The organism is Nesterenkonia sp. K-15-9-6, assembly GCF_052656005.1.
In genome coordinates this window covers 58,008-71,508 of record NZ_JBQYEY010000011.1, presented here as the reverse complement: position 1 = coordinate 71,508, position 13,501 = coordinate 58,008, and the positions used below count along the sequence as shown (strand labels likewise).

At 69.9% G+C, this 13,501-nt stretch carries 11 protein-coding genes; 1 reads left to right on the top strand and 10 read right to left on the bottom strand.

Going from position 1 to position 13,501, the window contains the following annotated elements; all coding sequences use genetic code 11:
- Positions 1-29 precede the first annotated feature (29 nt).
- Together SD455_RS08690 and SD455_RS08685 are read right to left on the bottom strand one after the other, a co-directional pair.
- The gene (locus SD455_RS08690) at positions 30-1,451 is read right to left on the bottom strand and encodes an NAD(P)/FAD-dependent oxidoreductase (protein ID WP_445507840.1); all 1,422 of its coding nucleotides are present in this window, start codon (positions 1,449-1,451) and stop codon (positions 30-32) included.
- A gap of 11 nt (positions 1,452-1,462) precedes the next feature.
- Positions 1,463-2,899 carry a gamma-aminobutyraldehyde dehydrogenase gene (locus tag SD455_RS08685; RefSeq protein ID WP_070160676.1) on the bottom strand — a complete coding sequence of 479 codons (1,437 nt, stop codon included), beginning with the start codon at positions 2,897-2,899 and terminating at the stop codon, positions 1,463-1,465.
- 194 nt (positions 2,900-3,093) lie between these two features.
- On the opposite strand from SD455_RS08685, the gene SD455_RS08680 reads away from it, so the two are divergent.
- Positions 3,094-4,509, top strand: coding sequence for an aspartate aminotransferase family protein (locus SD455_RS08680; RefSeq protein ID WP_070160674.1), 1,416 nt, complete (start codon positions 3,094-3,096; stop codon positions 4,507-4,509).
- A 133-nt stretch (positions 4,510-4,642) separates the two neighbouring features.
- On the opposite strand, the gene SD455_RS08675 is transcribed toward SD455_RS08680, so the two are convergent.
- From SD455_RS08675 to SD455_RS08640, 8 genes are all read right to left on the bottom strand, one after another.
- Entirely contained in the window at positions 4,643-6,289 is a 1,647-nt protein-coding gene (locus SD455_RS08675) for an amidohydrolase (protein ID WP_445507839.1), read from the bottom strand.
- 77 nt (positions 6,290-6,366) lie between these two features.
- Positions 6,367-7,881: an amidase gene (locus tag SD455_RS08670; RefSeq protein ID WP_237090159.1), complete on the bottom strand. Its 1,515-nt coding sequence runs from the start codon at positions 7,879-7,881 to the stop codon at positions 6,367-6,369.
- Positions 7,878-9,215, bottom strand: a complete 1,338-nt coding sequence (locus SD455_RS08665; RefSeq protein WP_085437806.1) for a M20 family metallo-hydrolase — start codon at positions 9,213-9,215, stop codon at positions 7,878-7,880. The genes SD455_RS08670 and SD455_RS08665 overlap by 4 nt, the downstream gene beginning before the upstream one ends.
- A gap of 32 nt (positions 9,216-9,247) precedes the next feature.
- A complete protein-coding gene (locus SD455_RS08660) occupies positions 9,248-10,789 on the bottom strand; it encodes a sodium:solute symporter family protein (RefSeq protein WP_445507838.1) in 1,542 nt (513 codons plus the stop codon).
- A complete protein-coding gene (locus SD455_RS08655; RefSeq protein WP_311025165.1) occupies positions 10,786-11,064 on the bottom strand; it encodes a hypothetical protein in 279 nt (92 codons plus the stop codon). The genes SD455_RS08660 and SD455_RS08655 overlap by 4 nt, the downstream gene beginning before the upstream one ends.
- Positions 11,065-11,170: 106 nt before the next feature.
- A complete protein-coding gene (locus tag SD455_RS08650) occupies positions 11,171-11,761 on the bottom strand; it encodes a hypothetical protein (protein ID WP_445507837.1) in 591 nt (196 codons plus the stop codon).
- On the bottom strand, positions 11,754-13,307 hold the full coding sequence (locus tag SD455_RS08645) for a sodium/proline symporter (protein ID WP_070160667.1): 1,554 nt from the start codon (positions 13,305-13,307) through the stop codon (positions 11,754-11,756). The genes SD455_RS08650 and SD455_RS08645 overlap by 8 nt, the downstream gene beginning before the upstream one ends.
- Positions 13,304-13,501 carry a hypothetical protein gene (locus tag SD455_RS08640; protein WP_070160665.1) on the bottom strand — a complete coding sequence of 66 codons (198 nt, stop codon included), beginning with the start codon at positions 13,499-13,501 and terminating at the stop codon, positions 13,304-13,306. The genes SD455_RS08645 and SD455_RS08640 overlap by 4 nt, the downstream gene beginning before the upstream one ends.

Here is a 13,501-nt window from a genome sequence, read left to right as displayed (position 1 = left end):
GCGGGTGGTGGCTGCGGGTCTGCTCCCCCTCAGGAGTCGAATCCGAGTCCGAGCCGGTCCAGGGTGCGGAGCCAGAGGTTGCGCCGCCCGGTCGCGTCCTCCCGGGCACGGGCCCAGGTGGTGATCATGATCCCCAGCCAGGCGAAGGGTTCCGGTGGGAAGGGCGGAGGGCGCTTCCGGACCATCTCCAGCCGGGTGCGTGCGGTGTCCAGGCCCTGCAGCCGGTCCAGCATGACGTCGGCGGCGAAGCGGGAGGCTCCCACCCCGAGGCCCGTGAACCCGGTCGCGTAGACGGTGCGACCCCCGTGGGCCTGGCCGAACAGGGCGCAGAACTGAGTGGAGGTGTCGATGACCCCGGCCCATCGGTGGGTGAATCGGATTCCCTCCAGCTGGGGGAAGGTCGCCGCGAAGTGGTCGGCGAGCCGCTGGAAGGTCTGCGGCCTGTCCAGGTGGTCCTCCCGGATGGACCGGCCGAAGTGGTAGACGACGTCGTAGCCTCCCCACAGGATCCGCCGGTCCGGGGTGATCCGGTAGTAGTGGAACTGGTTGCCGGCATCGGCCACGCCGACGGAGGGGTCCCACCTCAGGGCGGCCAGCTGCTCGGCGGTGAGCGGCTCGGTGGCGAGGACGTAGTCGTAGACGGGCACGGTCTCCCAGCGGGTGCGCAGATGCCGCCACGAGCGGCCCAGCGGGTTCGGGAAGGCGTTGGTGGCCAGCACCACCTGCCTGGCGCTGACGCCCGCGGAGCCGTGCGGGGTCTGGAGCCGGACCGTGACGCCGTCGCCGCCGGGGAGCTGCCGCAGCTGCGTGACGCGGCTGCGCTCGGCGATCCGCACCCCCAGACGTTCGGCGGTCTCGGCCAGGCCCCAGGCGAGGCGGGCGGGATCGACGACGGCGGTGCCGCGCGCGTCGTGCCGTCCCGCCAAGTAGGTCGGCGAGTCCAGGTGGGCGCGCACCGCCTCGGCGTCGAGGAACCCGGGGTCCTCCGGAGCGAGGGAGGCGACCTCATGGGGGCGGGTGGCCACGGTGAGCGACCCGCCACGTGCGAAGCCGCAGTCGATGCCGTACCGGGCGATCGTCTCCTCGATCTCGTCGAGGTTGCGCAGCCCCAGGCGTTCGAGGGCTTCGTACTCCTGCGGCCAGCGGCTGCGGCCGTTCTCCTCCCCATGGGTCAGGCTGGCCTCGCAGAAACCGCCGTTGCGTCCGGTGGCCTGCTCGGCGAGCCTGTCGGCCTCCACCAGCAGCACCCGGGTGCCCGGTGAACGTTCGACGGCGCGCAGGGCAGTCCACAGTCCGGTGAACCCGCCGCCGACCACCAGCAGGTCCGCCTGCTCCCCGTCCTTGACGGGAGGCCGTGCGGCGGGGCGGTCCGGGGTGTCCAGCCACAGCGGGACCGGGCGCGCGCCCTGGAGCGCGCGCCGCCCCCAGCCAGTGGTCGTCGTGGTCTCCATGACGCTCCGTCCTACTCGCCGTCTCCGATGAAGCTCATGACGTGCTTGATGCGGGTGTAGTCCTCGAGGCCGTACAGGGAGAGGTCCTTGCCGTAGCCGGAGTGCTTGAAGCCGCCGTGCGGCATCTCCGAGAGGTAGGGGATGTGGGTGTTGATCCACACGCAGCCGAAGTCCAGCTCCTTGGCGGCCCGCATCGCCCGGCCGTGATCGGTGGTCCACACGCTGGAGGCCAGCCCGTACTTCACGTCGTTCGCCATCGTGAGGGCCTCGGCCTCGGAGGAGAAGGTCTGCACGGTGATGACGGGGCCGAAGATCTCCTCCTGGATGAGCTCGTCGTCCTGGGCGAGCCCGTCCAGGATCGTGGGGGCGTAGAAGTAGCCGCTCTCCCCCACCCGGTGCCCGCCGGTGATCAGCTGCACGTGCTCCGGCCGCGCGTCGACCTTCGCGGTGACCGTGGCCAGCTGGTCCGCGTTGTTCAGCGGGCAGACGTCGGCCTCATCGTCGGGGCCGCCCAGCGTGGTGCTCTCGGCCTGTGCCTTCAGCGCGGCGAGGAACTCGTCGTGGACGGACTCGTGGACGAGCACACGGGTCGCCGCCGTGCAGTCCTGGCCGGCGTTGAAGTACCCGGCCGCCGCGATGCCCTCGGCGGCGGAGGCGAGGTCGGCGTCGTCATGGACGATCACCGGGGCCTTGCCGCCGAGCTCCAGATGCACCTTCTTCAGGTCCTGGGAGGCCGCCTGCGCCACCTGCATGCCCGCGCGCACCGACCCGGTGATGGCGACCATCTCGGGCACCGGGTGCGCGACCAGGGCGCGGCCGGTGTCGCGGTCCCCGCAGATCACATTGAACACTCCCGGCGGGAGGATCTGTGCGCAGAGCTCGGCGAACAGCGTGGAGGTGGCCGGCGTGGTGTCGCTGGGCTTGAGCACGATCGTGTTGCCGGCGGCCAGGGCGGGGGCGACCTTCCAGATCAGCATGGGCAGCGGGTAGTTCCACGGGGTGACCTGGCCGACGACGCCGATCGGCTCCCGGCGCACGAAGGAGGTGTGGTCCTCCATGTACTCGGCCGCCGCCTTGCCCTCCAGCAGGCGGCCGGCGCCGGCGAAGAAGCGGAAGTGGTCGATGTTGACCGGCATCTCCTCGGAGGCGGTGAGGTGACGGGGCTTGCCGGTGTCCTGGCATTCGGCGTCGACGAACTCGTCGAAGCGCGCCTCCAACGCGTCGGCGATCTTCAGCAGCGCCTCGCCACGTTCCTTCGGAGTTGTCCGCTTCCAGCTCTCGAAGGCCCGGGCCGCCGCGGCGAAGGCCGCGTCGACGTCGTCGGCTCCGGAGAGCGGCGCCCGGGCGTAGACCTCGCCCGTGTGGGGGGCGATGACGTCATAGGTCGCCCCGGTGACCGCAGGCACCGTCTGGCCGTCGATCACGTTGAAGAACTCCGTCAGTGCCATCCGTGGCCTCCTATCTCCTGCTCGGCTCCGTGCGAGCCGCGCATCTGATGTGATCCAGGTCACTTCGACCTACGCTACAGGGGATGTACGGATCAAGCCAAGCATCGGCTTGTGAACAACTGATTTCGTCGCTGATACAGATAAAGTTCGCTGATTCTCTTGAATCCGAGGGTGACCCGGGGCACCATGGGTCCATGACTGAACGAGCCCTCCCCCCGGAGGAGGCCTCCCGCCTCCAGTCCGCGGCCACCCAGCACCTGTGGATGCACTTCACCCGGCACGGCGACCTTCCCGAGACCGGCGTGCCGATCATGACGCGCGGAGAGGGCGTCCACCTGTGGGATGCCGACGGGAAGCGCTACATCGACGGGCTCGCCGGCCTCTTCACCTCCCAGCTGGGCCACGGCCGGCGGGATCTCGCCGAGGCGGCCGCGCAGCAGATGGGGACCTTGGAGTTCATGCCGCTGTGGTCCTATGCGCATCCGCCCGCCATCGAGCTGGCCGAACGGCTCGCCGGTCTCACACCCGGGGACCTGGACCGCGTGTTCTTCACCAACAGCGGCAGCGAGGCCGTGGAGACCGCCTGGAAGCTGGCCAAGAACTACTTCCGGCTGACGGGACGCCCCGGCAAGCACAAGGTCATCAGCCGGACCACCGCCTATCACGGCACCACCCACGGAGCACTGTCCATCACAGGGCTCGCCGGACTGAAGCAGCCGTTCGAGCCCCTGGTTCCCAGCACGGTGCACGTCAGCAACACCAACGCCTACCGGGCCTCCGAGCTGACCGCCGGAGCCCTGGAGGTCACCGATGAGCAGAGCCTGGAGCGCTTCGGCCGATGGGCGGCCGACCAGATCGGCCTGGCCATCGAGGCGGAGGGTGCGGACTCGGTGGCCGCCGTGTTCCTGGAGCCCGTGCAGAACGCCGGCGGCTGCTTCCCACCCCCACCCGGATACTTCCAGCGGGTCCGCGAGATCTGCGACGAGCACGACGTGCTGCTGGTCTCCGACGAGGTCATCTGCGCCTTCGGCCGGCTGGGCCACATGTTCGGCGCCGAGCACTTCGACTACCAGCCGGACATGATCACCACCGCCAAGGGCATCACCTCCGGCTACGCGCCCCTGGGAGCCGTGCTCGCCTCGGAGCGACTCATGGAGCCCTTCCTGCAGTCCGGGGCCATGTTCGGCCACGGCTACACCTTCGGCGGCCACCCGGCCTCCACCGCCGTCGGGGTGAAGAACCTGGAGATCTTCGAGTCCGAGGGCGTCCTCGAGCATGTGCAGCAGCACGCCGGCACCTTCCGCAGCACCCTGGAGCGGCTGCTCGACCTGCCGATCGTCGGCGATGTCCGCGGCGAGGGCTACTTCTACGGGATCGAGCTGGTCAAGGACAAGACCACCCGGGCCAGCTTCAGCGCCGAGGAGTCCGAGCGGATCCTCTTCGGGTTCATCTCCAAGAAGCTCTTCGAGGAAGGCCTCTACTGCCGAGCGGACGACCGCGGCGACCCCGTCATCCAGCTCAGCCCGCCGCTGATCGCCGGACCGGACGACTTCGAGGAGATCGAGCAGATCCTGCGTCACGTGCTCAGCGAGGCCTGGACGCTGCTCTGACCAGCGGGCCGCGCCGCCGTCGCCGTCGCCGTCGCGTGCTGCCCCCGTCCCCCGCGCATCTGCACCATCAGATCACGTCTGCACACCCATATCTGGTGGGGCAGACGTGATCTGGTGGTGCAGAACCTGACGCTCAGCCGACGGTGACCTGCCCGCCGAGCAGCGTGCACCGCGCCGGGAGCTCCGGAAGGTGGTCCGGGTCCGCGGTGATCGGGTCCTCCTCCCAGAGAGCCAGGTCGGCGACCGCACCCGGTGCGACGACGCCGAGGTCCTCCCGGCCGAGCGCCTCGGCCGCCCAGCGGGTGTACCCCAGCAGCGCCTCGGCCGCGCTGAGGCGCTGCTCCGGCTCGAACACCGGCGCCGTCGGGTCACCGGGGGTCCGTCGCAGCTGCGCCCAGGCCATGCCGAGCCGGGCGTCCAACTGAGCCACCGGCCAGTCGGACCCGAGCGCAAGGCGGCCTCCGGCGTCGAGGACGTCCCGGGTCCGGTAGGCGTGCCCGGCACGCTCCGGGCCCAGCCGGGCCGCGAAGGAGTCGGAATGGTCCGCCTCGCGCCACTGCATATGCAGCGGCTGCATGGAGGCGACCACTCCCGAGGCGGCCAGCGCCGCGACGTCGTCATCGGTCAGGGTCTCCAGATGCTCGATGCGGTGCGGTGCCCCGTGAAGGGAGTGCGCTGGGCCGGACGCCCCCTCCAGGGTGTGGTACACCTGCAGCGCGTGCGCGACGCCGGCGTCGCCGCAGGAATGGGTGGCCAGCTGGAATCCCGCCTCATGGTAGGCCCGGCACACCTGGTCGTAGCGCCGCACCGAATGCCAGAACGGGCGGGTCGAGTCGCCTGCGGCGTCGGGTTCGTGGAGCCAGGCGGTGCCGGCGTCGATGACGCCGTCGAGGAACATCTTGATCAGGGAGACCTGGAACCGGGGTCCCCCGGGATGCTCGGCCCCAGCGTCGCCGAGGCGCAGGATCCGGTCCGCGACGGCGGCATCGTCGTCTCCCGGCTGGTGCCACAGCGCGATGTGGAGACGCACGGGCAGACCCCCGGGCAGCGCCTCCACCTCCTCCAGCGTGCTCAGCGTGGAATCGCGGCCGTCCATGACCACCGCACTGGTCACCCCGGAGGCCGCACTCTGAGCCAGGATCCGCTGCACCCGGACCGCGACCTCCTCGCCGCCGCCCGGGGGTGCGGCGTCCAGTACAGCCATGAAGGCGGGGATCTCCCGCAGCTCTCCGGTGGGGCGCCCGTCCGGACCGCGGACGATCTCGCTGGCGTCGGAGAAGACGTGGTCGACGTCGAGCCCCGCCGCGTCCAGAGCCGGCTGGTTGGCCAGGCCCGTGTGGAGGTCGTAGAAGATCAGGGCCAATGGGTGCCCGGCGGCGGCCTCATCGAGGAGGTCGCCGCGGATCCCATGCCCGTCGAAGGCCTTGTAGTCCAGGTTCCAGCCGCGGATCCAGCCTCCGGGCGACAACTCGGCGGCCGCGGCGGCGACGGCCTGGCGGACCTGCGCCAGCTCGGTCAGCCCGTCGAGATCCAGTCCGACCGCCAGCTCTGCACCCCAGACCGGGTGCATATGGGAGTCGATCAGCCCGGGAGTGAGCACGGCCCCGGCGGCGTCGATGATCTCCGTGCCCGGGCCGGCCAGTGCACGGATCTCCTCATCGGTGCCGAGATGCGTGATCCGGCCGTCGGCGACGGCGAGCGCGGTCTCGGCCGCTTCGGCCGCACCATGCTGGGACGTCATGGGCCGGATACGGGCTCCGGTGATGATGGTGTCCACCATGGTGGGGCCTCCTGTCAGGTGGGTGCTCCGGTGCGGGTCAGCAGGTCGGGTCAGCAGGGTCGGTCAGGCGGTATGAGTCAGACGTCGTCGGGTGCGGGCGGCCGCCGGTGCCGCCAGGGCCGGATCTGCTCGAACCGCGCGGCGACGTCGAACACCGTGCTCTCGTCGTAGGGATGCCCGACGATCTGCAGACCGACCGGCACTCCCCGAGCCACGCCCGCCGGGACCGACAGCACCGGGCACCTGTTCGCCACGTTGAACGGGACGGTCATATGGGCCTCCCAGTAATGCTCCACATGCCGGTCTCCCCCGGAGGCCACATCGGGAACGGTCAACCCGTCCAGACACCGGGCCTCCGCGGGGAGCGCCAGCACGGCGGAGGTCGGAGTGACGAGCACATCGGCTCCTTCCATGACCGTGGCCAGCTGGGCCTGCATGGCGGCTTCCCGTTCGAGCGTCTCGAACAGCGAGAGCCGGCGGGCGTGGGCCCGAGCATCGGCGATGAACCGCAGCGTGTAGTCCTCCGCGGTCTCCTCGCGGCCGGCGAGCAGTCGACTCATACCCTCGGCGAGGATGTGTCCGAAGTGCGCCATCGTGGTCTCACGGATCTCCGACGTCGTCCACGGCGGCGACACCTCGACGATCTCCGCCCCGGCCTGCTCCATGGCGAGGACCGCCGCGTCGACCTGCTCACGGACCGAGCGCTGCACGGGGTAGTCGCCCAACGCCGCGCTGTAGGCGATGCGACGTCCCCGCAGATCCTCCGGCGCCCGGTCAGCGTCGGCTGACGGCACGGCCTGCGTGGGCACGGTGGCGTGGTCGGCGGGATGGACCCCGCGGATGACTTCGGTGAGCAGGGCGACGTCCCCCACGGTCCGTCCCATGGCCCCGTCACCGCGGTACCAGTCGGCGGCGAAGGGTCCGACGCCCGGCACAGAGCCATAGGGCCCCTTATAGCCGACCACTCCGGTGAACGACGCTGGCAGCCGGGTGGAACCGGCGATGTCCGAGGCGGTGGCCAGCGGGGTCAGGCCCGCAGCGAGGGCGGCCGCTGCCCCGCCGGAGGATCCTCCGGGGCTCAGCGACCTGTCCCAGGGGTTGCGGGTCACACCCCACAGCCGCGTGTGGGTGAAGGTCGCACAGGAGAACTCCGGGGAGGTGGTCCTCGCGTGGATGACCCCGCCGTGACGGCGCAGCCGCTGCACCACGGGATGGTCCTCGCCCGCGATCTCGTCGGCGTAGGCGGCCATGCCCTGGCTCAGGGTCCGTCCGGCGAGCGCATGCTTCTCTTTGGTCGCCACGGGCAGGCCCACGAGCCGTCTCCTGTCCCCTTCGGCTGTCCCGCTCCCCGCGGCATAGTGGTCATCCGCCGCCCTGGCCTCACGGCGCGCCTGATCCCGCAGGACCTCGGTGAACGCGTTCACCGGCGGCTCGGCCTCCGCGTCGGCATCGATGCGTTCCAGCAGCTGCTCCAGATACTCGGAGGGGGCGAGGTCCCGTCGGGCGAAACGGCGGAGCACCTCCCGCGCGGACAGATGGGCCAGGCAGTCGCTGCGACCGTCGGCCTGCGAGGCCATGGCTTCCGCCGTCATGCCTCCTCCGCCTCCTGGAGCCGGCCTCCTGGCGCGACGCCGTCCAGTTCCCCCGTCACCAGACGCGTCACCAGCGCGGTGAGCACCTCCAGGCCGGTGACCAGATCCGCGTCGGAGGTGAACTCACGCTCGCAGTGTGAGACGCCGTCCGCCGACGGGACGAAGAGCATCACGGCAGGCACGATGCGGTTCATCGGTATGGAGTCGTGGCCTGCCAAGGTCGTGAGCCTCAGGGACTCCACCCCGACGTCGCGGCAGGCCTTGGCGGCCAGATCGAGCCCCGCCTCGGGGAACGTCTGGACGGGCCGGACGTCGAAGTCCTCCGCGCTGATCTCCACGCGACTGCGCGCGGCGATGTCCGCGAACTCGTTCAGCAGCAGTTCGCGCGCCCGCTCCACGTCCTGGCGGCGGTCCGCGCGCAGGTCTACGACGAGGTCCACCTGGCGGGGCACCACGATCGGTGAGTTCGGCTCGACGTCGAACTTTCCCACCGAGGTGACGATGGACTCCGGCTCGAAGTGCCGGACCACGTCCTCCACGGCGATCACCGCCCGCGACGCCGCCACCAGGGCGTCACGGCGGTCGGCCATCAGCGTGGCGCCAGTGTGGGACTGCTCCCCGACCACGCTGACGAGGAGCTTCTGCGTGTGCCAGCTCCGCTCGACGATCCCGATGGGCACCTCGGCCCGTTCCAGCCGGCGTCCCTGTTCGATGTGGATCTCTGCGTAGGCGGCGGCCTGCGGCCCCGGTCCGTCCCCTCGGCGACCGATGGACTGCAACGCCTCCTCCACCGTGACGCCCTGCGGATCCCGGGTCTGGCGCGTCTGGTCGGCGTCCAGCAGGCCCGCATACACGGAGCTGCCCATGATCGACGGCGGGAAGCGGGCACCCTCCTCGTTGAACCAGTCCACCACCGCCACGTTGACCTGCGGCATCAGGGTTCCGGCGGCGACCGCGGCGTCCAGTGCGGCCGCCGCATGGAGCGCGGCCACAACCCCGTAGGTGCCGTCGAAACGACCGCCGAGGGGCTGGCTGTCCAGATGGGAGCCGACCACCACGCACGGGGCGCCCTCCACCCACCGGCTCACGGCGAAGATGTTGCCGATCTCATCGGTGGTCACTGTGAAGCCGAGCTCCTCGGCGCGGCTCTCGAACCAGTCCCGCACCTGTCCGTGCTCCGCTGTGCCGGCCTGACGGTCGATGCCTCCGGCCTCGGTGGCGCCGAACCTCGTCGTGTGGTGGAAGTCCCGCAGGAACATCTCGCGGTCCGGGCCCCATGCGTCGCCGTCCGCGCGGTGCGGCGCGGACCCGGAGCTCGTGCTCTGCTCGGTCATGCTGATTCTCCTCGTCTGTGATGCTCGTGCCCTCAGCGCCGGTCCGCCTGTGCCTGACCCGCCTGCTCCTGGCCCGTCTGCTCCTGGTCCTCCGAGTCCCAGAGCTCCTTCCGGAAGTCCCGGGTCCGCGCCCGGAACGTCGCCATGATCCCCGGCTCCCGCGGGCGGGTCACCAGACTCACCCCGATGAACACGACGATGTTCAGCAGCAGCGCCAGCAGTCCCCCGCCGCCGGCGGCGAAGGGTCCTGGCAGCACCTCCGGCACCGCCGTGAACAGGACGACGCCGCCGACGCCGACCACCAGCCCCGCCGTCGCGCCGGCCACGCTGGCCCGCGACCAGAACAGGGCTCCCAGGGTGGGGACGATGACCTGGGCCAGACCGGCGAAGGCGACCAGGCCGATCGTGACCAGCAGACCCGGGATGTACAGCGTCATCACGTAGGCGACGGCAGAGAACACCAGGATCGCCCAGCGACCGACCCACACCCGCTTGTTCTCCGTGAGGTTCTTCTGCACGTACTTCTCATGGAAGTCCACGGTGTAGCTGGCGGCCATGGCGTGGACCTGGGAGTTCGCCGTCGACATCGCCGCAGCGGCACCGCAGGCGATCAGCACCAGCGCCAGCACGATCGGCGCATAGTCCAGCAGCATGCGTGGCAGCACCTGATCGGCCGCCTCCACGTCCGGGTCCAGGACCACCGCGGCATTGCCGATCAGCATGGAGCCGACATAGCTGATCGCCGCGACGGCGAGCAGGAACGGCATCAGGTCGAACAGCCGGGGCGACCGTGTCGCATACATGCGAGTCCACATCTGCGGCCCCATGAAGGCGCCGATGGGTGTGATGACGAACATCGCGATCCACGCCATCCATGCACCGTCGGCAAGGATCAGGTTCTCCGGCTGGATCTGCTCGATCTCGTCGAACATGGTGCCCATGCCGCCCACCTCGCCGACCAGGAAGATCCCGGCGGTGATCATTCCGGTGAAGAGCAGGACGCCGTAGAAGATGTCGGTCCAGGCGACCGCACGCAGGCCGCCGGACCAGACGTAGATGATGATGACCAGGTAGAACAGCAGCCCGGCCAGCCAGAACGGCAGAACCCCGTTCGAGGCGACCTCCATCAGATACGCCCCGCCGGTGAGCTGGATCTGCAGATGCGGCAGCGTGAAGACCAGCAGGATGACCGCGATGAAGGTGCCCAGCTTCCGGGAGCCGTAGAGGTCCACGAAGAAGTCCCGCGGGGTGACGTAGCGGCCCCGCTTGCCGTGGAACCAGATGCGCTTGCCCACGAGGTAGTACATGACCCCGAAGAAGATGTTCCAGGCGATGGCGGTCCAGTAGAGGGGCCCGTCCAGGTAGAAGCTCGCGTTGGAGCCGAGGAAGGCGAAGGCGCTCCACCATGTGGCCGCCACGGTGAAGAAGACCGCGATGGAGCCCATGCCGCGGCCTTGGATGAAGAAGTCCTCCGCGGTGGCCGCAGCCTTCCGTGAGGCCAGCCCGCCCATGATCAGGGGGATCAGCAGGAAGCTGCCAATCACCAGGAGTCCGACGATCTCGGTGGTGGTCATGCGTGCTCTCCTCCGTCCGCGCCGGACTCAGGGGCGGCATCGTCGACGTCTGCCCTCCTCCGGCCCCAATGGGTGCGGTAGCCGATGAACAGGACCACACACATCAGGGCCCAGACGATGATCGTGAATCCATAGATGAACGGCATCCCGAAGATCCTCGGCTCGGCGACGTCATGGAAGAAGAGCACACCGGGGAACTCCATGACGGCGAATCCGAGGATGACGCAGGTCCAGAGGATCACCGCAGTTCGTGTAGGTCTTCTCTGCCAGGTCATGCACACCTCTCCTCGTCCTCGACCTCACTGTTTCGTCAGGTTCATTCTCTGCTTCAGACATGTCAGTCACGTCACCGGGACATTGCGACGCCGTGTCCCGGCACGCTCACGCGCGGAACGCGTAGTGCCGCCCGGAGACGGCGTCCACCAGCACCTCGACGGCCCTGCCTCCAGCAGCGCCGGTGATCCACCAGTTCGGCTTCGCCACGCAGACCGGGTCACGCCCGAGGGTCAGCCCACCGCCGATCCCCCAGCGACGTCGACGCAGGAGCACGTTGCCCAGGACCCGGCGTGCGGCGCGCACGGCCTCCTCCCGTCCGATCTGTGCCTCAGGCGCGGGGCTCGCGGCGGAGAGCTGATCGAGAGCCAGGAACTCGACCTCGGTCCAGGGCTCGGCGACATAGGCCCGTCCGCCGATCAGATCGACCAGCGCGTGGCCGGTCAGCGGGGGTCTGCGCGCCCCGGGCCGGGTGGAGCCCACGAACTCCACTGCGAGCAGCGGATGCAGATGCAGCTCGGCCTGCAGGTCCGCGGCCCCGGGCGGTGGAAGGCGACCGGCCACGGTCTGCACCGCCTGCTCCCTGCCGATCTGCACCGGCCAGGCACAGTCCGGCACCAGCGGTGGCTCCGCGGTCGGGGGCGCCGTCGGGGGCGCCGCCTGAGGCACGCCCGATATGGACCGGACGGTCTCAACCACGCTCCCGACCCTCCTGCTGCGGCCGCTGCGTGGCCAGCGAGGCGTCCTCCCCGAGGACGAACCGGGCCGGGACGGCGCCCACCTTGGCCGTCTCCTCCACCGCACGCAGCACTCTCTCCGGCACCGGGTCCACCGACGCCGTCGCCAGGGAGACCACCACGATCGTCACGGTCGAGGACAGGATCCCCACAACCATGGCGTCGACCCCGAGACCGTCGGCCGAGCCGAGCATCTCGGCGGCCACCGCCCCGACGGTGCCGGCGATCATGGAGGAGATCGCCCCGGCGGAGTTGGCCCGCTTCCACCACACGGCACACACATAGGCCGGCACGAAGGCCGCACCCAGCACGGAGGTGGCGAAGACGACGACGTCGAAGACCCCCGGCGGCCGGGTCATGGCAAGCACGAGCCCGATCACCGCGAGGATGAGGATGGTCAGCCGGGAGACCGCGACCGCCGAACGCTCGGACATGTTCTTCTGCACGAACCGGCCCCACAGGTCCTGGGAGGCGATGGTGCCCGCCTGCAGCAGCAGCGCATCCGCCGTCGACATGATGGCCGCCATGATCGCGGCCATGACCAACCCGACGGCGAAGGACGGCAGGACGGTCTCGGCCACGCTGAAGATCGCCATCTCCGGGTCGTCCAGGTTCGGCACGATCAGCAGCGCCATCATGCCCACCAGGTACGCGCCGGGGATGAACAGCAGGTTGAAGCCGGTGGCATAGAGCCCGGCACGGCGGGCCACCGATGGGCGCCGCATGGACATGTGGCTGACGTTGACGTGCGGCCAGCCCATATAGCCGATGCTGAACACCAGCAGCGCTCCGAGGATGATGCCCCACTGCCCGAAGTACTGGCCCTCGGCTCCCCACATGGTGAGCAGGTTCTGGTTGATCGCTCCGATGCCCTCGTGGCCGGCAGTGAGCCCGCCGACATGCTGCAGCGTGGCGATCAGGATCCACAGCATGCCGATGACGAGGATGATCGCCTGGGCAAAGTCCGTGTAGGCCACCGCCAGGTAGCCGCCCATCAGGGTGTAGCCCACGATGACGCCCACCGCGATGATCAGCGAGACGTTGAGGTCCAGGCCGGTGACCATGGAGAGCCCCTGGCCGCCGGCGAGCAGCTGGGCGAGCACATAGAAGAACATGCAGAACAGCGCGATCGGTGCGGCGACGGCCCGGGTCCACGCCGAAGGATAGCGATGCTCGAGGTACCCGATGGAGGTGATCGAGCCCAGCAGGTGGGAGAGCTTGCGCATGCGCCGTCCCAGCACCGAGAGGTTCAGCACGCCGCCGCCGAGGTCGCCGAGGGCGTACCACATCGAGAAGTACCCCTGGGAGTAGCCCAGCCCGCCGGCGCCCAGGAACATGTAGCCGGACATGGAGGTGCTCTGCAGGCGCAGCGCGGTCACCGCGGGCCCGAGGCTGCGGCCGCCCAGCAGGTAGCCCTCCCGGTCCCGGGTGCTGATCCTCGAGACCCAGGCCCCGATGGCCAACAGCATCAGGAAGTAGACCACCAGGAAGACGATCTCCACGCTCATGCGTCCTCGCCCCCGTCCGCGTCCCGGTGCCGCGATGTGGAGGGGGCCTCACCGCGGACGGGCGGTCGCCCCTCGTAGTCGGCGTCCTCCACGGCCCAGCCGCGCGTGCTGACATAGAACACGAGCGTGTAGACCACCCAGAAGCCCATGACCGCGGCCATGATCACGGTGGTGCTCGTCGGCAGCCCGAACAT

Excerpts from the sequence above, each read along its gene's own strand:
- SD455_RS08680 (WP_070160674.1), top strand. The coding sequence starts at position 3,094 with ATGACTGAACGAGCCCTCCCCCCGGAGGAGGCCTCCCGCCTCCAGTCC.
- SD455_RS08640 (WP_070160665.1), bottom strand. The coding sequence starts at position 13,501 with ATGTTCGGGCTGCCGACGAGCACCACCGTGATCATGGCCGCGGTCATG.
- SD455_RS08690 (WP_445507840.1), bottom strand. The coding sequence starts at position 1,451 with ATGGAGACCACGACGACCACTGGCTGGGGGCGGCGCGCGCTCCAGGGC.
- SD455_RS08655 (WP_311025165.1), bottom strand. The coding sequence starts at position 11,064 with ATGACCTGGCAGAGAAGACCTACACGAACTGCGGTGATCCTCTGGACC.
- SD455_RS08660 (WP_445507838.1), bottom strand. The coding sequence starts at position 10,789 with ATGACCACCACCGAGATCGTCGGACTCCTGGTGATTGGCAGCTTCCTG.
- SD455_RS08675 (WP_445507839.1), bottom strand. The coding sequence starts at position 6,289 with ATGGTGGACACCATCATCACCGGAGCCCGTATCCGGCCCATGACGTCC.
- SD455_RS08665 (WP_085437806.1), bottom strand. The coding sequence starts at position 9,215 with ATGACCGAGCAGAGCACGAGCTCCGGGTCCGCGCCGCACCGCGCGGAC.
- SD455_RS08670 (WP_237090159.1), bottom strand. The coding sequence starts at position 7,881 with ATGACGGCGGAAGCCATGGCCTCGCAGGCCGACGGTCGCAGCGACTGC.
- SD455_RS08645 (WP_070160667.1), bottom strand. The coding sequence starts at position 13,307 with ATGAGCGTGGAGATCGTCTTCCTGGTGGTCTACTTCCTGATGCTGTTG.
- SD455_RS08685 (WP_070160676.1), bottom strand. The coding sequence starts at position 2,899 with ATGGCACTGACGGAGTTCTTCAACGTGATCGACGGCCAGACGGTGCCT.